Consider the following 19,357-nt stretch of genomic DNA (forward strand, 5'->3'; position numbering starts at 1 on the left):
TATTACAATCCATTATTTTGAACATAAGGAGTTAAAAAAAATCACTCCAACCCCCAGTATATAAGAAGTTTATATAGAATTTAGAATATAATCTTTTGTGTCTGCCGGGATTTATCTTCAAAAATTACCCTGACTAATAAAACCTGATGACTGCATACTAAATTCGATATTTCGAATTCTGCATTATCTATTTTTTTATTTTCGAAAAGTAACCTTCCATAGATATCATAAAGAGAAACACTTTTTAGATTTCCTTTGGCTGATTTTATATTGATAATTTTATTCTTTACAGAGACAAATAATTCCTTTTCAGTTTTCTCAAAATCGGCAATATTTAGTTTTTCATCCATAAAGTGAAGTACAAACCTATCCGTAAACAACCCTATTTCAGTATTGAACGTATAATCTTTTTGGGTTAGATCTAAAGTGCTATTCAGGAATTTATCTTCTAAATAAACTGGCTGATGACTTAAGCCGCCATCTGCGTGATCTATTTGAATGGTAAACTTTCCGGAAATTACTGTTTTAAACCCTAAATTAATTTCATCTGATTCCTGAAAAGGCAATACCCTACCCTGAATGGTTAATTTTTTGTTTTCGTTAATACTATAAAAATCGACAAATTGATTCCCGTTTAAGGTTTCAGCGTCATAATTTAGATCATAAGAATTTGTAGCACCAGGAAGATATCCAATTAAAATCTGTTTAAATGCACCATTATCATTTTTAAGATTCAGCCATAATCTATGTTTAATTACTTCTTTTTTAGTTTCTGCTTCTCTTTTTACAGATTTAAAAAACTTATTGTTTGTTCCGGAAATCCGCATACTATTATTGAATTCCAAAAAACCTAACTGATTACTTTTAACAAAAAACCCTTGTCCAGAAGCTATTTTACCATTGGGAATTGTTTCGTTAATGCCATTAGAAATCGCTTTTGTACCAACACCGCCAACTAAATTATAAACGGCGTAGTCATCTGATGTGTATTCTAAATTTGTTATTGGTGTATTATGTGTCCAGAAGTAAAGCGCTCCTTTGGTTTTAAATTCATTTTTACTCAAAAAATCATCCGCATCTATGGCTGATGGATACGGGTTTCCAATTAAATAAAACCTATTGTTTTCTTGTAAATCAACTTCAACTTTTCCATTATTTGGAACACCAATAAAAACCCCTTCATATATTGATCGTTCAAACTGAGAAAATTCCTGGGGAGACCTTATCGAATATCCTTTTCCTAATGACATATAACCTGAAGGTTCTTCAATTTTCCAGCCCGGCAATGTAGAATTATATGACAAGTATTTATCTGATAATGTGTGAGGTGAAAGATCAAGTAGTTTTTGATTATCAACCGGCGAAGACCAAAATGTATAATCAAACTTTACAACTGGATTAGTTTTTCTTTTCATCTGGATAATTCCAGAATTTATCATATCATCATCAGATTGATACAAACTGGCTGAATCTTCTAAAACTAATGTTCCTAATCCTGAATATGCAAATTCAATTCCTAAAGCATTGCTGTTAAAAAGTGTTACAGTTTTTCCTTTTTCAATACTGCAGCTGCAAACATTGGAAGAATTTAAATTTAAAAAATCTTCTTTAAAAAGTATTTCCTTTCCTCCGGACGGATAACCGTTTGACCACGAACTACCGTCCCAAACTGTTGATTCGAGACAAAGTTTTAACCGACAAATTCTATGTTTGGAAAATCCTGAAACAGAATTAAAATTTCCTCCAATTAAAAGTCTGAAATCGGATGTAATATTTAATGCAAAAACTTTATTATTAACCGAAGCATTAAAAGTATTATCAAGATCTCCTGTTTTTTGTAATCTTATTAATCTCGGGGAAGTATAATTTTTATATGTTCCTGAAAAGGTTCCGCCAACTAAAATACGATCATCCGGCTGTACTAAAATTGCACGAACATCTCCTTTGTTAAAACCAATCCCTGAATCAAAATTAGTATCTAAACTTCCGTTCGAATTTAAACGAAGAATACGTTTTTGTGAGCTTCCATTATATATTAAAAAGGAACCGCCAACAATTATTTTTCCGTCTGATTGTAATGCCAGCGAGTAAACATTTTTATCAAACCCGCCTCCAATATTGAAACTAGTGTCGATACTTCCATCTGTATTTAATCGAACCAAACGCGAGAATGGCTGACCATTAAAAGTTGTAAATCTTCCTCCTGCCAAAATTTTTCCGTCTGGCTGAATAAGAATATCCTCTATTATGGCATCTGCACCAAGACCTGTATTAAAAGCTGGATCATTTGAACCATCGGGCAGTAACCTTACAATTCTAATTTTTGAGAGATCATTGTTATAGCGTGTAAAATTTCCTGCTATAATAATTTTATTATCAGATTGTAATGCCATAGCATAAATTTGATAATTGAATCCTGAACCAATATTAAATGTATTATCTATTGATCCGTCTGGAAAAATTCGAATAATTCTATTACAAGACTGGTCATTATACTTGGTAAAATTTCCACCCAAAATAATTTTATCGTCTGATTGAACAACAGCTGTTTTTATTAAATTATTTGCCCCGGTCTGCCCCTTGTTAAAATCGGGGTCAAAAGCTCCGTCTTCTAACAGTCTTGCAATTCTAAAAGCCGGATTATTATTAAATTTGGTAAAGTTTCCAAGTACTACAGTCTTTTGATTCTCTAATGGAATCATTTTTAAAACAGAATTATCGAAACCAATCCCGGATGCCAAATAACTGGTATCAGGTTCTCCTTCAAAATTAACTTTTGCCAATCTTCCCTGATTTTGTCCATCAAAAACAGAAAATGATCCTCCAATAAACCATGATCCTTCTGAGTCGTTAGCAAGAGTCCAAACTGTAGATGCAGGTCCCGTACCCATATCAAAATCAGGTTTTACAGTTCCGTCTGAGTTTAAGAAAATAACCCGGTTAACATTTACACCATCATATCGGCTGGTAAAAGATCCGCCAGCCATAATATTGCCAGCATTATCTATTTTAATAACTTCAACTGCACCGTTGTTAAAACCAGATCCAAGAAAACTAAAATCGCGTGTACCGTCCTGATTGAGACGCACTATTCTATTGGCAGTAATTTCATTGTATGATGTAAAACTTCCTCCTAAAAGTATCTTGCCATCGGGCTGGACTTCAATAGCATTTACATTACCATCAAAACCAGTCCCTATATTAAAATCCCTATCGACACTTCCATCCGAATTTAACCTGATAATTCGATTAGAAGCTACTTCATTAAAAGATGTAAAATTGCCTACAGCTAAAATTTTATCATTAGGCAAAACCCGAACTTTTGAAATCTGTAAAGCAGATCCTATGCCTATTTTAAATGAAGTGTCTAGTAAGCCGTTTGACAGCATTCGTGCAATTCTGTTTACTGCCGTATTACCATATTTTGTAAAAGTGCCAACAATTATAATTTTCCCATCGGACTGCAAATCTATATCATGAACAATTCCTGCTCCTGAACTAGCAGCAACGACTGTACTAAAAGATGAATCATATGAACCGTCGCCGTTAAGACGAACAAGTCCGCCCCCACTCCTTCCGTTATAAGCTGTAAAGTTTCCTACTGCAAGTATTTTACCATCGGGCTGAACATTAGAAGAATAAACTTTGCCATTAAAACCAGCTCCAGTATCAAAACTTTCATCTATTGTTCCGTCAGGTTTTAAACGGGTTAAGTATGAAGAAGGAATTCCGTGCAGACTTGTATATTCACCTCCAACAATCAGGTTATTATCTGATTGTAAAAAGAGAGTTCGGACAGTCGCATTAAATCCATCTCCTTTTGAACCGTCGTCAATTGTGTTAAAAGTATTATCTACTTTTCCTTGCTGAGCAATAAGGATGTTTGTGAAAGGCAAAAAAATAAGGAACAGTATATATTTTATCAAAATCGTAAATAGTCGGTTAATATAATTTGTAAGAATTAACCGAAATTAAAAGACTTTGTAAAATAATACAATACCCACTTTTAGTGATTTTTAATTAAAACAAAAAATCCATTCCGTTTTGCGGAATGGATTTTTTTATTGGAAGATTTTTTTTCTATTTAAAGATAATCTTTCTGGTTGCCTCGGCTTTGTTTTCAAGAGTTGTTTTTACCAGCAAAACCTGATCAGCAGCCTGCAGATTTGGGATTGACAATTCTGCTGTTCCTACTTTATTTTTACTGTATAAAAGTCTGCCGGTAATATCAAATATGTTTACTTCTTTAATATTTTCTTTAGAAGATGTTACTTTGATTGTTTTATCTTTTACAGAAACCAAAAGTCCGTCTTTTACATTTTCAAAATCCCCTGTTCCTAATGTTTTATTAGTATAACGAAGCGTGAAACGGTCTGTAAAAGTTCCTATTTCGGTAGTAAATTTATAGTTTCCGGCTTTCAGGTCATAAACAGTCCCCGTTGTTTTATCTTCAAGATAAACCGCCTGATTGTTCAGCAGGCCGTCAGTATGGTCTATAGAAATGGTAAACTCTCCGGCAACGGCTGTTTTATAGCCAAGGGGGATTAAATCAGTGTCTTCAAAAGGAAGTGCACGTCCCTGAACCGTTAATTTTTTTGCATCACTGATGCTGTAGAAATCTACATAAGTATTTCCGTTAAGGGTTGCCGCATCATAATTTTGATCCCAGCTGTTTGTTGCCCCGTTTATATAACCAATTAATGCCTGTTTAAAAGCGCCTTCGGCATTAGTAAAGTTCAGCCATAAACGGTTTGCTTCACCGGCTGTTTCTGAAGTTTTAAAGAACTGGGTGTTATCACCTGCAATTCTCATATCGTTTGTAAAAACAATATTGCTTCCCGTACTGGCTTTAAAGAAAAATCCCTGCCCCGCAGCAATGCTTCCTGTCGGGGCTGCTGCACCGCTTGTTGTTGCAACACTTCCCGTTAAGGTGTAAACAGCATAATCAGCTACAGTATAATTGTATTTTGCATCTCCAGCCACACTCCCGTTTGGAGGCGAATTATGTGTCCAGAAATATAAAGCACCGACTCCTGTGTCATTTATTAGTTTATAGGCATCAATAGCTGACGGATATGGGTTTCCAATTAAATTCCATTTAGCGGCTGTCGGTGTAAAAGTAATATCTCCATTGTTAGGAACCCCAGTAAAAGAGGCTTGATAAACGGCAGAAGTATTGATGTCATACTCCTGCGGAGACCTTACAATATATCCTTGTCCGGGAGCCATTACTAAAGTTCCGTTATAATTTATTGTCCATCCGGTATTTGGATTATAACTGTAATATTTATCAGCCAGAGTTGTCGGCGACAGATCATGAAGTGTTATTCCCGGCACTGCCGTTACCGGTGCTGACCAATAGGTGAAATCATAACGGCGGATCAATTGCGTGTTTCTCTTATAAGTAATATTCCCTGAGTTGACTGCATTTGTTTTTTGCACCAGACTGGCATTGTTTTCAAAAGTTAAGGAACTTCCGGTATTAACCGTTACTGCGTTGGTAACTGTTAAGGTATTAGTACTTTGTACAGTTAATAAGCTGTTATTGCTTAAGTTAATTGTATGGGCTTTAAATTCAGTATTTGTTCCTGTAATTTCCGGCTTGTTTGCGATAGAGGTTAAATCTGGAATTACTACACAATCATCTGCAGTAGGAACTCCGCTTGGAGTCCAGTTTCCGGCTGTGTTCCAGTTTGTGCTTACACTGCCATTCCATGTTTTGCTTACATAAGCATTTACAGGCACAACAGTAATTGAAGATTCACATCCTGAGCTGTTTTTAGCTGTAACATTATACGACCCTGCTGCTAATCCCGAAAATACGCCGGTTGTATTGGTATAAGTTGTCCCGTCAATACTATAAGTAATTCCTGCTGCCGGCGCCGGGTTTGTAATTGTAATAACTCCTGTTGGTACTGTACATGTTGGCTGTGTTGTTACAGATGCTGTTGGAGTTGCTGGTTGAGGATTAATCACAACTGTAACTGTTGTTCCAAAACTTGTACAAGTTCCGGATTGTACCGTTAAAGTTCCAGTATAAGTCCCGGCTGCAGTATTGGCGTTAATAGTAATTGCATTGGCAATTGAACCTATGCCTGTGGCAAAAGTGTTAGTTACATTAGATTTATTATTGAACCCTGCGGTAACAGCTGCTGCATTCCAAGTGATACTATAGTTAGTTGGTGTATTTGTTGTAGCAGAATAACCAATAGCAATATTTTGTATGGCAGAGCTAAAACAAGTGCTAAATGAACTTGTACTTACTGTTATAGAAGTAGGATTGGTCACTGTAACAGGAGTCGCACAAACGGTTTCACCACAAGAGTTTTTATGTTTTACAAAATAGGTTGTATTTGCAGTTGGTGTAACAGTTAATGATCCATTAGCAAGAGCTGATCTACCTACTAAAGTACCATTACAAGTTCCTGATGTCCATTCAGCATATCCTCCTACTGTACCAAAACCACCGCCAGTAGCAGTAAGTGTTACGCTGGTACCGCTGCAAATGCTAGTCGCTGTCGAATTTGCAGTCGTAGGTGCTGTAATTTCAGCTATGGTATTTACTGGAATAACCACAATAGTTTCATCTGAATAAATACCAGATGTTACGGTTCTTCTGTAATATGTTTTAGTAGTAATTCCGGAAAGTACAGTATAGTTTACTCCTGTATTTGCACCTGGTGCAGCCGTAAAACCATCAGTTGCGCTTGTTGTACTAACTTCCCATAGATAATTATAGGTTGTACCATTTCCTCCAGTAGCTACTGAACCCGTAATAGTTCCGGGATTGGTACCAGAACAGATAGGAGTAGTATATAAAGCAGTAACATAATAGTTTTTAACAATCCCATAACAAGGATCACCAAAAGTATTATTAAAAGATCCGGAAGCTGGAATTGTTGCCGATGTATTTCCCAAAAGTCCTGTTGTTACAGTTCGGCTGTTAAAAGCATGACAAGTTCCAATTGTGAAATTTGGAGCTGTACCATTTGGAAGGCCGTAACTCGCAAATTTTACATTTATAAAAATGCTTCCTACTGGAGCTGTTAAGGTTAAAGAGCCATCATATTCACCTCTAATCCCAGTTACTTCACCAACTGTACCATAATATGCATAATTGTTGTCGATCGCAGTGCCAGGTGGTGTTTGCGTAATTGTTATACGGCCTGTATTATTAGCAAAATATGTATTATTTGTGTTAGCTGCTACAGGATTAGATGAAGTATGTCCCCAGGTTAGATTTAAAGGCCCTACTCCTCCTAAAGTTAAAATTCCCGCGTTGTGCTGAAAAGTTCCAAGATTTGCTATTGTTAATTTTGCAATGGTCCAAAGATTAGTAACTGTTGTAGCTGAAGAAAAAGTTTTTGTAACACTTGTTGATGAAGGATTTAGAAGGTTAAGATTGTAAAAAGTGGTACTTGTCGACGAAATAGTTTGATTATTTCCTCTAAAATTAACAGTACTTGTACCTGCTGTAAAATTTGTACCTGTTCCACCCCATGCTGCTGCAGAAGTAGAATTTACATTTAATGTACTTGAACCTCCATTTAAAGTTCCGGCGGTAAGTGTAACATTTCCAGTAAAAGTATGAGTTCCCGAGCCTAAATTTAATGTTCCTCCAGAACCATTAATTGTCAATGCATTTCCGGTAACATTTCCAGTAAATACTGCTGTGCCGCCTGTTTTAGTCATTGAAACAGCACCGCCTGTTGTAAAACCAGTAATACTTTGATTTGAAGTTCCATCTATTGTTATTGATGAACTATTGGCCGTGAATGTACCTGCATTAGTATAATTTCCTCTTAATGTAACAGCGTAATTACTAGTCGTGCTTGTTAATGTTGCGCCATTATCAATATTTAAGTTTCCATTAATATTTAAGGCAGCCGCCATTGTTGTAGAACCAGCATTAATAGATAAGTTATTGAAAGTAGTAAATATTGATGAAGGTAGAGTGTTATTTGCAGCCAATCGAACGGTTCCAGAGCCCGCTATAAAAAGATTTGACGTAGACGTATTACCTAAATTAATACTGTTAGTTATTAATGTTCCTCCGTTTGTCATATTCAATGTACCCACTCTATTTACATTATTTCCTCCCAGAGTAAAAACTCCATTTACAGTAAGCTGTGAAGTTGAATTTGAAAAATTTAAAGATGCGACGTTACCGTTTGAAGTCCCAATATTAATTGCAGCACAAATGTAAGTGTCATTTACATTGACAACATGATTATTTCCAATGATAACATTGTCTACGGGACTTGGAGGGCCGCTTATTGTGCGGTAAGTTTGATTAGCAACATTGTTAGAAGCATTTGCTGTTAAGGTTAAACTAGTATTACTGGTAATTGAAGATACGGTTCCTATTACGGTTCCATCTTGTCTTGTTATAACAGAACCAATGGTAAGTTCTGTTAAGAATAAAGTTCCCGTACCCGTTACGGTAGTAGAAGCAGTAGTAGATGTAACAGTTCCTGATCTGTTAATATTTCCCGCCGTCCAAGTTGCTGAGACATTCCAATTTCCAGAATTGTTACTTGTAACAGTTCCTGATTGTGCAAACAATTGATTTGCCGAAACAGCAAAAAACATCCCCAAACAAATTAATCTTAAATTAAGAGTGAAAAACTTTTCTTTAGAAAAATTAGGGAATAATAAAAATAAAAGTAGAGTTCTCATCATATTAAATGTTTTCTATCAGATTGTTATGTTGGCATAATACATTATACCTACTCAAAGATAAATACATCTAGGGGTTTGATTTTATGATGGCTTTTAGAATGGGCATATAATCGACAAACCGATGAAATAATCGATGAAATGCATAATAAAAGTGATGATTTTATGGAATTTCTTATAAAATAAACTTGTTAAAAATAAGAAAAATCCGTAACAACAGGTGTTTTATGTCGATTTTTTTGAAATAATAATTGGAAAAACGTCTAGTTTTGTAAAAAACCTTCAGAAAAACAATATTTTACAACTGTAAGTTATTTTTTATTCCGTAAGGAATTTAAGATATTTTCAAATAAAATCTGATTATTAGAGAGAAGTAAAAATTATGATTTTAAATGCAGATTTTTGACATTTATTCTTGTTCCAATTCTTTAACTTTTTCATAAATGAGATTACTTTCATAACCTCGACGAAGCATATAATCGCAAAATTTTTTTCGCTTTTTTAATATGTTTTTTTCCTGAATATTGTTCCAGGATCTTTCAGACAGATTTTCAAAATTTTCTGCATATTCCTCTGCAGAAATTTCTTCGAGAGCGAGATTTATATTTGTCGAAGAAATATTTCGCTGCTTAAGTTCATTTGTAATCCTAATTTTTCCCCAATTTTTGATTCTGTGTTTACCTCTTGCAAAGCTGCAGGCAAAACGTGTTTCGTTCAAAAAATTATTTTCAATTAATTGAACAACAATGGAATCAATCTCTTCTGAAGTCATTTTTAAGCTGTAAAGCTTCGAAACAACTTCGTCATGACAGCGTTCCTGATAGGCACAAAAACGTTCTAATTTCTGTAAAGCCTCTTTTAGTGTATAAACTGGATCCATGAGTATTTTCTTTCTTTTTAACTATAAATGCCAAAAATAATCATTTATGGGTTAAATTCTTACATGTTTTTTAATTATTTCATAAAACTCTTTTTGTAAAATCTTGTTTATGTGCAGAATTATAATAATTTTGTCGACAAATTCTGTTTATCAAACTGCTCAGTTTGTTAAACAGTTATTAATAAGAATTTAGGTTCAAAATTAAGCCTTTCGTTCATAACGAAATTTGAAATTTTTTATTTGAATTTAACCGCCAAAAACAAATCTAATACCACGCCTATATGATTCGAAAATTACTTTTGTTCGTTCGTTCTTTATTTTATTCTACTGAAAACAATTGTCATATTGTTTTTTTTGACCATAAGAAGGTTTCTTCTTCCAAAATGCGATTTTCTCATTTGCTTTTCGTTGGTCTATTTGCCCTTTTTTCTGTGAACTTTGTTGGAGCGCAGGCAGCATCTAGTACTTGGGTTTTAACTTCAACTACAACGGCTCCTCCAACGGTAACCGGCAATATTACGGCTAATGGGATAACATCAAATGGGGTTAATACAATTTCTTATAATGCTAGTGGTGCTACTTCTACAGGATGGACCACAAATAGCTCTATAAGTACTGATTATTATGAATTTGTAGTAACTCCAAATACAAATACAGTTTTTAATGTTTCGGAAATTAAGTTTGATCATAGTGTTTCTAATGGAACTTGGCAGTTACAGGCGTATTATTCCACAGATGGATTTGCAACTTCTACTGCACTTGGAGCCTCTTTTAATTCAACAACAACGATTCAAAGTGTTAATTATAGTAGCATAAATATTCCCGTTAATAGTGCTAGTTTGACAGTCAGAATCTATGGATGGAATTCAGGTAATACTAATAGATCACTAAGAATTAGAAATTTTGTTATTAGTGGTACAACTTGTGCAAAAGCAAATGCAGGTATCGATCAATATAGTAATAATTCTTCATTTACATTAGCTGCCAATACTCCAACAAGTGGTACAGGAACATGGTCGATAGTGAGTGGTCCAAATACATCCACAAGTCAGTTTGCTAGTCTTACAAATCCAACAACTACATTTACACCTATTGGATCAGGAACATGGGTATTGAACTGGGCAATAAATAATTGTGGTTCATCCACAGATCAGGTTGTTATTGCGAATTGTGTGAGTAATTTAATTAGCAATGGTGATTTTACTAATAGTTCAGCAGGGAATAATTTGGCAGCAAATTGGACATTTGCCACATCAAAGGGGAGTTATGTCGAAACTCAGTTTGAGAATACTTATTTTGCAACTGGTAATACTGTTGGTTTTACCGCAGAATTAGATGCAGAGGCATCGCTAAGGCAAAATAATATATCCGTTGTGCCTGGTGTCTCTTATACAGTAAGTTTTCTTTATGCTCGAAGACCAACTGCTGGTACACCTGCAACAACTAATTTAGATATTAAAATTACCGGTGGTGCGGTTCCCATTTCATCACCAACTTTATTTGCCACTAGTAGTACTCCTGCAACAGGCACTTTTACGTTTACACCAACAAGTTCTTTAATAGGGATTGAATTTTATAACTCCTTATCTGGAACATCGACCCTTGGGACTATTATTGATGATATAGTTTTACTTCCAACTTCTCAAGTGGCTCCAGTTGCAACAACAGTTCCTAAAGGTGTTTTTAAAACCTTAACCTCTTGCGCTGGCGTACCTGTTCAATTGGATGTGGATAACGTTACTGCTTCAGGGGTAACTTATGCATGGACGACAACATCTCCAGGAGCGGTGTTTTCTTCAACTAATATTAAAAACCCTACGATAACATTTACTGGTTCAGGGATTCAGGAAGCAACAGTTGTTGCAACCACAGCAGGCGGTTGTTCAAGCAGTGCTTCTACTATATATGTTAATGTAACTGCTGCTCCAACGGCTTATGCTGTTACAGGGGGAGGATCATATTGTTCTGGCGGTACAGGAGTTGCGGTTGGTTTGGCTAATTCTACTACAGGGGTTAACTACCAGTTGCAAATAGGCGGTGTCAATACTGGAACTTCTATTGCAGGAACAACAGGATCACCAATTAATTTCGGTCTAAAAACTGCAGCAGGTACATATACAGTAGTTGCTACAAACCCTACCACTACTTGTAGTTCAAATATGACTGGTAATGCAGTAATAACAATAAATCAAGCCCCGGCAGCATTGAGTTACACTTTTTCTACTCAATCGTACTGTATTGGAACACCTATTTCAACAAATAGTGCAACCTTAGCAACTGCAGGTACTCCAGCGGCTGTCTTTGCTATATCTCCGGCTTTACCAGCAGGACTATCAATTGATACATCTACTGGATCAATAACAGGTACACCGACAGCTTCAGCATCGGCTGCAAATTACACAGTAACAGCCAGCAATACTTGTGGAAATACGACAGCTGTTATAAATTTAACTGTTAACGCAAAACCAGCAACTCCAACAGCATCTGTAACAACACAGCCAACATGTACAGTACCAACAGGAGTTATTACAATTACAAACCCGGCGCCGGCAGCAGGAATTACTTATAGTATTGACGGGACAACTTATACCAATACAACCGGCGTATTTTCGGGATTAGCAGCAGGGTCGTATAATGTTACAGCTAAAAACAGCTCAGGATGTGAATCTTCAATTACTGTTGTGCCTGTAAATGCTTATGTAAGCAAAACATGGAATGGCAGTGTAAGCACAAACTGGAACACAGCCGGAAACTGGACTCCAAGCGGAGTTCCTACTGCAGATGATTGTGTAGTAATTCCAGATTTAACCTCTATCGCAAACAAGCCGGAAATTACAGGAACAAATACTGAATTTAAAGCCCATACAATTAACTTAAGCAATAACAGCTTATTAACTGTACAAAGTACTAATACCTTAACAGTTACCAACGCAGTAACGGTTAATACCGGAAGTTCCTTAACTTTTGAAAACAATGCCAGTCTGGTGCAAAAAACAAATGCAGTCAACTCAGGGAATATTACTTATAAGAGAAACACGCAATTGATCCGCCGTTATGATTTCACCTATTGGTCAGCACCGGTAACGGCAGTGCCGGGAATAACACTTCATGATCTGTCGCCGACAACTCTGGCTGATAAATATTACAGTTATAATCCAAATACCGGATGGACAATAAATTATAACGGAACTTTAGTAATGGCTCCCGGACAAGGATATATTGTAAGGTCTCCGCAGGAGTATGACATCAATACTTCTGCCGTTTATCAAGCCTCTTTTACTGGGGTTCCTAACAATGGAGATATTACTTTTACACCGACAGCCGCTAAATGGAATTTAATTGGAAACCCATATCCGTCAGCTATTGATGCCTATAAACTAATAAATGACACAGGAGTCGGTGCTTTATATTTCTGGACACATAATTCGCCTCCAAACGGGAGTGTGGCTGGAGATGCAAAATACAATTATACTGTAGCTGATTATGCTGTTTACACCTTAACGGGAAGTGTTGCAACAACAAGCGGTGCAGCAGCCCCGACAGGAAGCATTGCTGCGGGGCAGGGATTTTTCTTTAAAGCCAGTACGGGAAGCAATATTGTTTTTACAAACGATATGAGAATTGCAGGTGATAACACCCAGTTCTTTAAAACTTCAGAAACAGCCGGTGAAGCAAACCGTTTATGGCTGAACTTTACTAATGCCGAAGGCGCTTTTAAACAGGCATTAATTGGTTATATAAACGGGGCAACAAACAGCTGGGATCAAAATTATGATGCGGCAACCCTTAACGGAAATACTTATGTAGATTTCTACAGCATCAGTGATGCAAAAAAATTAACGGTTCAGGGACGTGCACTTCCTTTTGAAGACACTGATTTAATCCCCCTTGGCTATAAAACAGCCGTTGCCGGAGAGTTTACCATTTCTATAGACCATACTGACGGCCTGCTGAACAATCAGGCGGTTTATCTTGAAGATAAAACAACGGGGACTGTTTATGACCTGAAAGCCGGAAACTATAAATTTACTACCGAAATAGGAACTTTTACAGACCGTTTCACGCTTCGTTATACTAATAAAACATTAGGAACAGGGGATTTTGAAAATGTAAAAGACGGACTTTTGGTTTCTGTAAAAGATAAAACAATCAAAGTAACATCTTCTAAAGAAAATATTAAAGAAGTAAACATATTTGATATTACCGGCAGACTTTTATACAGTAAAAATAAAGTAGGAACAGCAGAATTGTCAATCCCAAATCTGCAGGCTGCTGATCAGGTTTTACTGGTAAAAACAACTCTTGAAAACAAAGCCGAAGCAACCAGAAAGATTATATTTAAATAAAATAAACTTCCTCCAATAATAAAAATCCATTCCGCAAAACGGAATGGATTTTTTGTTTTTAAATAAGATAAATATTAGGCTTTTTCAATTAAAATACTCACAGCGTTCCCGCCAAAACCTACAGCATTAATCAAAACCTTTTTAATTGGCTTGTCTTGTTTTTTTGATTCTGAAAAAGGCGTTTCTATAAAAGTGTCATTCTGCAGCATCAAAAGTGCCAATTCTAAACTCAGCATCCCGGATGCCCCAAAAGTATGCCCTATCTTCCATTTATTAGTCGTTAACAAAGGTAATTCAGACCCAAAAACTTTTTCAATCGCCCGTAATTCTGTCAAATCTCCTTTTATAGTCCCCGGAGCATGCATAACAATGACGTCAACACTTTCTAAATCAACACCTTTTAAAGCCATTTTCATGGATTTTTGAAAACAGTCTGCTTCTGTAGAAATTGAGATATTGTGTTCCAAAATTTCAGTCGCATAACCAATACCAATAACATAGGCTATTGCATTTTCTTTTTCTCCTGCTTCTAAACAACAAACTGCAGCCCCCTCACCCAAAATCATGGTGTTTTGTGTTTTCTTGAAATCAAAAGCTAAGTTTGGCCACAAATCAATGTTTTGGTCAATACGCGAATAAATTTTTAGAGCCCGCATTTGGCCAATGGTAAAATCGGTTAAAGGAGCTTCACTTCCTCCAACCAAAAACTTATCAGCCATTCCGGATTTCAGCCATGCAGCGCCATTTAAAAGTGCATGAAGCGCCGTTGAACAAGTTATCGAATGCGAAATTTCAGGCCCGGCACTTTGTAAATCATGTGCAATCCAGGACGAAATATTTCCTAAAGTTGTTGTTGGTGAAGCCAAAGTTTGTGCTTTTCCAGTTTCAAGATATTCTCTATAATGTTTTTCGAATAAATCTGTGGCGCCTCTTGAAGATCCGATATTAATCCCGAAAATATCATTTGATTTCCAGCCGGCCTCTTGAACCGCTTTTCTCGATGCAGCTAAGGCAAATAAAACAGAATCATCTAAAAACTTATACTTGATATCAGATTCACGAATTTCTTCTATAATTTTCTTTGATTCTGCATTTAAAACAGCAGCCGAAGTTTCCTGTCCGTCTAAAAACTGTTTTGTAAAACAATGTTTTTTGTCGTGGTATTTTTTCCAAACTTGGTCTGTGGTATTTCCTAAAGGAGAAATAGATGAAAAAGCTGTTATGGCAATTTTTTGTGTGTTCACAATATTTAATTTGCCGTAAAGTTCGCAAAGTTTTACAAAAATAGCACACTGATAATACTGATTTAACGAATTGACACAGATTACTTATTTTTTTGGTGCAAATCGGTTTAATCCGTTAAATCTGTGGGCAAATCATACCATTTCAATGGCTTCTTCAATTGTAGTATATACTTTATGGAGCTGTTCATCTGTCATTATATACGGAGGAAGAATATAAACGATATTTCCAACGGGGCGCAAAACGACTCCTTTATCAATAAAGAAATTATATAATTTTGTACGCATTGATCCGTAATAACTTTCCTCTGACTCTGATTTTATTTCAACGGCAAAAATTACTCCCAATGTTCTGGCAGTAATTATTTTCGGATGATTCTCGATCTTCTTTTGAAAATTTAAATGACTTGTATTTATTCTTTCAATATTTTGCTGCATTTCTGGAGTCTGCAATAAATCTATACTTGCTAAAACTGCTGCACAACCTGTTGGATTTGCTGTAAATGTATGTCCGTGAAATAAGGCTTTATTAATGTCATCATCATAAAATGCATTAAAAATATCCTGAGTAAAAGTCGTAATTGCCATCGGGATTGTACCTCCGGTTAATGCTTTCGAAAGGCAAATCATATCCGGTTCTTCAAAAACATAATCCATAGCAAAAGTTTTTCCTGTTTTTCCAAAACCTGTCATTACTTCATCGGCAATTGTTAAGACTTGATTTTCTTTACAAATTTTAATCAATTTTTCTAACGCTTCCGGTTCGTACATTACCATTCCTGCTGCACCCTGTACTAAAGGTTCAAAAATAAATCCGGCACAATTATGTTTTTTAATTGCATTTTCTAAAGCGTCAAAACTTGCCTGCTCCTGCCCTTTTATTGGAACCGGAATTCGAACTACATCTATAAACATACCTTGAAAAGCTTGTGTATAAAACGAGATTCCACTTGCCGCCATTGCCGCAAAAGTGTCACCGTGAAAAGCATTTTCAAAAGCAATAATTGTTGTTCGTTTTTCATTCTTATTAAAAAAATATTGAAGCACTACTTTTATCGCCACTTCAACAGCTGTAGAGCCGTTATCTGAAAAGAAAATCTTCTGCTGATTTTTCGGCAGAATTTCCATTAATCTTTCGGCAACTTTTATTGCTGGTTCATGTGTAAAACCTCCAAACAAAACATGTTCTAAAGTCGTCAATTGTTTGTAAATAGCATCTGCAATAAATTTATTACTATGTCCAAACGGGTTTACCCACCAAGAAGCAATTGCATCGATGTATTCTTTGTTATTTTCATCCCAAAGTAATGCACCTTCTGCTCGAGTAATTGCAATTGGTGTTTGTGAAGTTTTATGTTGTGTATAAGGATGCCAAAGATATTGGCGGTCTTTTTCTGTTAAGCTCATTTGATTTCAGATTGTAGAATTTAGATTTTAGATTTTTCTAAAGCCAATATGTTGTCACTAAATAAATCAGCGTACTCTTTAATTACATTTTGATCGAAATAAGGCTCTTCGTCAATTCTTCCGATACAATTTATTCCGGTTTTATTCAGGATTAAACTTTCTGTTGATTTGTTTTCGCTTCCGCTGAAGATAATTCCGGCGACTTTAAATCCCCGATTCTGAATTGCTTCAATCGTCAATAAAGTATGATTGATACTTCCCAGATAATGTCTTGAAACAACAACAATTTTATAATCCGGTTGTATTAAATCGATGATTGTTTCTTCATCATTTAACGGAACAAAGATTCCGCCTGCACCTTCAATAACTAAATTATTCTTCGTTTTTGGTTCCTGAATTTGATTTAATTTGATTTTTATTCCATCAATTTCTGCGGCCAAATGCGGACTTGCCGGTGTATTTAATTTATAACTGTTCTCAAAAATTTTAGTTTTATTATTTGAAATTCTGGATTGAATTTTATGACTGTCGGAATTATCTAAATCTCCAGCCTGAATAGGTTTCCAATAATCAGCTTCTAAAGCTTCAACAATAATCGAAGACGCGATTGTTTTACCAACATCTGTCGAAATTCCTGTTACAAATATTTTCATAAGTTTGTTGTTTCGCAGAGACACACAAAGAACCAAGAAGATTCACAAAGTTGTTTTTATACTTTGTGCTATTTTGCGTTTTTCTTTGTGTATCTCTGTGTAATAATTTCCTCAAAAATACCAATAAAAATAAACCCATCATTACGGTGGGTTCTGTTTATTATTCTTCTTTTAATTCGTCGATAACTTTCTTTATTTCTTTAGCAAATTTTCCATAAAATTTATGAACCCACCATTCCAAAGAAATCCCCATAAAAAGTACGGCAAAAACAACAACCAAAAAGAATCCGATTAGTTGTCCGTTCGAAAATTCGTGATCAAAAAATCCGGGGATTTTTGAAAACGAGTAATAATAAAAACCCAAAAGATATAAAACCAAAAACGGTGTTAAGGCAAAACCAAATGTTTTGTACAATTCCATATTCAATCTTATGTCAAAATAAGTTTCATATAAACTGTCTTTCGTTGTTAAAGTGGTATTATTTAATCTTTTATAAAAAAAATAAAGCTTCAATAAATAATAAACAGAAACTGCTGTAAAAAGACTAAAAAGTAAATAATAAAAAAAAGTCCATTTTGGCGGCAGATTAGCAATCAAAGGAACTGTACCAATGAAAATTATAGACAGAACTTGATAATAAAATTCTGTTTTTAGATTCTTTTTAATTTTATCCAAAGGTGTATTTGCCGATTGTATTTTTTCTAAATTATTAGGAACAACAATATTATTTGGTTTATCGTTATTCCATGCGTTTTGTATTTCATCAAAATCCATATCCTTGGTTTTTAATTATTTCTTTTAATTTTTCTTTTGCCCTGTTCAGTTTTACTCTCGCATTTCCTTCGGAGATTCCGAGGTTTACCCCAATTTCTTTATGCGAAAACCCTTCTAACTGATAAAAAATAATTGCTTTATCTATCTTTTCCAGTTTTTGAACTGCTTTATAAAAATGTTCGATTTGGCTTTCCTTGATCTGAGAATCGCCTGCCTCTTCTTTTATATTCTCTGAAGCAATTTCATATTTATCAACTTTCCGCTTTTCTTTTTTAAGGAAAACAATCGCCGTATTTACAGCAACCCGATACATCCAGGTCGAAAACTGACTTTCATTTCGAAAAGAATCATACGATTTCCAGAGCTGACAAATAATTTCCTGAAATAAATCCTGCTGATCATCATATGTATCCATGTACATTTTAGAAACCTTGTACAAAATTCCTTTATGACTTTCAATCCGATTTAAAAATTCTTGTTCCCTTTCTTTCAAAATCTATTAATTCAGGATTGGTTTTACTTTATAACCTGTTTTTCTTAATAAATTAATAACTCCAAATTCTCCTGCTAAATGCCCTGATCCAACAGCAAAAAAGATGCTTTGATTCTTCATTAATTCGGGCATATTTTTTACCCAGTTTAAATTTCTTGCATCAAGAATAATCTTTTTTGTTTTATCACTTGTATATTTTTTATCTGTTGTAAAATCATACAACAAATCAATATTCTCAGTTTTATACATTGACACTAATTTTGTTGATTCTTCTGGTGTTGACTCTTCCAGCATTTCAATCATTTCATCATTTGAATACGCTTTATCAAACATCCCGAATTGTTCTTTTACAGTCTCAAGCCCGCCAATTTCTATGTTTCTTTTTTTAGCCTGCTCAATGAATTCCATTTCGTAGAATTTTAAATCGGCACAGCCAAAACTTTTCATTGAAATCAAACTCATTACAGTCAGCAAACTAAAGCTATCGACTTGCTGTACCGTCATTCCGGTTGTTTTTTTGAGAATTGCATCTAATTTAGCTAACTGTTCTGGATTCATTTTTTTACTCAACGGTTCTTTTCCCATTGCCAATTGCTGCATTTCTGACATTTCTTTTGGGTCAGAAAAGTTGATTTCGAGTATTAATTTTTCTGAAGATTCTAAAGCTTTTTTAGTTTTTTCAGTTAGAAAATAATCCGATGAACAAATCATGTGAATCGTTCCGTATAAATAAGAAGGTTTAGAAAGTCCGTTTCCGGAAACTTCCCATAAAAGAGAATTTTCTAATTTAGGAGATTTAGTTTGGGCTTGTGATTTTATGCTAAAAACAACTAGTATAAATGCTATAAATAAATGGAATACTTTTTTCATTTTGAGGATTGAT

General features: G+C 35.1%; 10 protein-coding genes. 1 reads left to right on the forward strand and 9 read right to left on the reverse strand.

Annotated elements, in window-relative coordinates; genetic code table 11:
* Positions 1-80 precede the first annotated feature (80 nt).
* The 3 genes from AABD74_RS03815 to AABD74_RS03825 all read right to left on the reverse strand — a co-directional run bounded on the left by AABD74_RS03815 (position 81) and on the right by AABD74_RS03825 (position 9,559).
* Positions 81-3,896 carry a T9SS sorting signal type C domain-containing protein gene (locus AABD74_RS03815; RefSeq protein ID WP_406844728.1) on the reverse strand — a complete coding sequence of 1,272 codons (3,816 nt, stop codon included), beginning with the start codon at positions 3,894-3,896 and terminating at the stop codon, positions 81-83.
* Positions 3,897-4,080: 184 nt separating this feature from the next.
* Complete coding sequence (locus AABD74_RS03820) at positions 4,081-8,682, reverse strand: T9SS sorting signal type C domain-containing protein (RefSeq protein ID WP_406844729.1); 4,602 nt, start codon at positions 8,680-8,682, stop codon at positions 4,081-4,083.
* Positions 8,683-9,088: 406 nt separating this feature from the next.
* Positions 9,089-9,559: a regulatory protein RecX gene (locus AABD74_RS03825; RefSeq protein ID WP_406844730.1), complete on the reverse strand. Its 471-nt coding sequence runs from the start codon at positions 9,557-9,559 to the stop codon at positions 9,089-9,091.
* A 281-nt stretch (positions 9,560-9,840) separates the two neighbouring features.
* Here AABD74_RS03825 and AABD74_RS03830 point away from each other — a divergent pair, with 281 nt between their 5' ends.
* The gene (locus AABD74_RS03830; RefSeq protein WP_406844731.1) at positions 9,841-13,905 is read left to right on the forward strand and encodes a T9SS sorting signal type C domain-containing protein; all 4,065 of its coding nucleotides are present in this window, start codon (positions 9,841-9,843) and stop codon (positions 13,903-13,905) included.
* Positions 13,906-13,979: 74 nt separating this feature from the next.
* Here AABD74_RS03830 and AABD74_RS03835 read toward each other — a convergent pair whose 3' ends face one another.
* From AABD74_RS03835 to AABD74_RS03860, 6 genes are all read right to left on the reverse strand, one after another.
* Positions 13,980-15,149: a beta-ketoacyl synthase N-terminal-like domain-containing protein gene (locus tag AABD74_RS03835; RefSeq protein ID WP_406844732.1), complete on the reverse strand. Its 1,170-nt coding sequence runs from the start codon at positions 15,147-15,149 to the stop codon at positions 13,980-13,982.
* A gap of 132 nt (positions 15,150-15,281) precedes the next feature.
* Entirely contained in the window at positions 15,282-16,553 is a 1,272-nt protein-coding gene (gene bioA / locus AABD74_RS03840) for an adenosylmethionine--8-amino-7-oxononanoate transaminase (protein ID WP_406844733.1), read from the reverse strand.
* Positions 16,554-16,573: 20 nt separating this feature from the next.
* A complete protein-coding gene (gene bioD / locus AABD74_RS03845) occupies positions 16,574-17,206 on the reverse strand; it encodes a dethiobiotin synthase (protein ID WP_406844734.1) in 633 nt (210 codons plus the stop codon).
* 160 nt (positions 17,207-17,366) lie between these two features.
* Positions 17,367-17,981 (reverse strand): hypothetical protein, encoded by a 615-nt coding sequence (locus tag AABD74_RS03850; RefSeq protein ID WP_232683026.1) that lies wholly within the window; start codon positions 17,979-17,981, stop codon positions 17,367-17,369.
* Positions 17,971-18,402 carry an RNA polymerase sigma factor gene (locus tag AABD74_RS03855; RefSeq protein ID WP_406845623.1) on the reverse strand — a complete coding sequence of 144 codons (432 nt, stop codon included), beginning with the start codon at positions 18,400-18,402 and terminating at the stop codon, positions 17,971-17,973. The genes AABD74_RS03850 and AABD74_RS03855 overlap by 11 nt, the downstream gene beginning before the upstream one ends.
* 78 nt (positions 18,403-18,480) lie before the next feature.
* Positions 18,481-19,344 (reverse strand): TraB/GumN family protein, encoded by an 864-nt coding sequence (locus AABD74_RS03860; RefSeq protein WP_406844735.1) that lies wholly within the window; start codon positions 19,342-19,344, stop codon positions 18,481-18,483.
* Between the last annotated feature and the right edge of the window lie 13 nt (positions 19,345-19,357).

Origin of the sequence: Flavobacterium soyae, from assembly GCF_045348165.1 — a bacterium.
GTDB classification, from domain to species: domain Bacteria; phylum Bacteroidota; class Bacteroidia; order Flavobacteriales; family Flavobacteriaceae; genus Flavobacterium; species Flavobacterium soyae.

Bases quoted from the DNA above. Each gene is read 5' to 3' on its own strand.
- bioD (WP_406844734.1), bottom strand. From the start codon at position 17,206: ATGAAAATATTTGTAACAGGAATTTCGACAGATGTTGGTAAAACAATC.
- AABD74_RS03820 (WP_406844729.1), bottom strand. From the start codon at position 8,682: ATGATGAGAACTCTACTTTTATTTTTATTATTCCCTAATTTTTCTAAA.
- AABD74_RS03860 (WP_406844735.1), bottom strand. From the start codon at position 19,344: ATGAAAAAAGTATTCCATTTATTTATAGCATTTATACTAGTTGTTTTT.
- AABD74_RS03855 (WP_406845623.1), bottom strand. From the start codon at position 18,402: ATGTACATGGATACATATGATGATCAGCAGGATTTATTTCAGGAAATT.
- AABD74_RS03850 (WP_232683026.1), bottom strand. From the start codon at position 17,981: ATGGATTTTGATGAAATACAAAACGCATGGAATAACGATAAACCAAAT.
- AABD74_RS03825 (WP_406844730.1), bottom strand. From the start codon at position 9,559: ATGGATCCAGTTTATACACTAAAAGAGGCTTTACAGAAATTAGAACGT.
- AABD74_RS03830 (WP_406844731.1), top strand. From the start codon at position 9,841: ATGATTCGAAAATTACTTTTGTTCGTTCGTTCTTTATTTTATTCTACT.
- bioA (WP_406844733.1), bottom strand. From the start codon at position 16,553: ATGAGCTTAACAGAAAAAGACCGCCAATATCTTTGGCATCCTTATACA.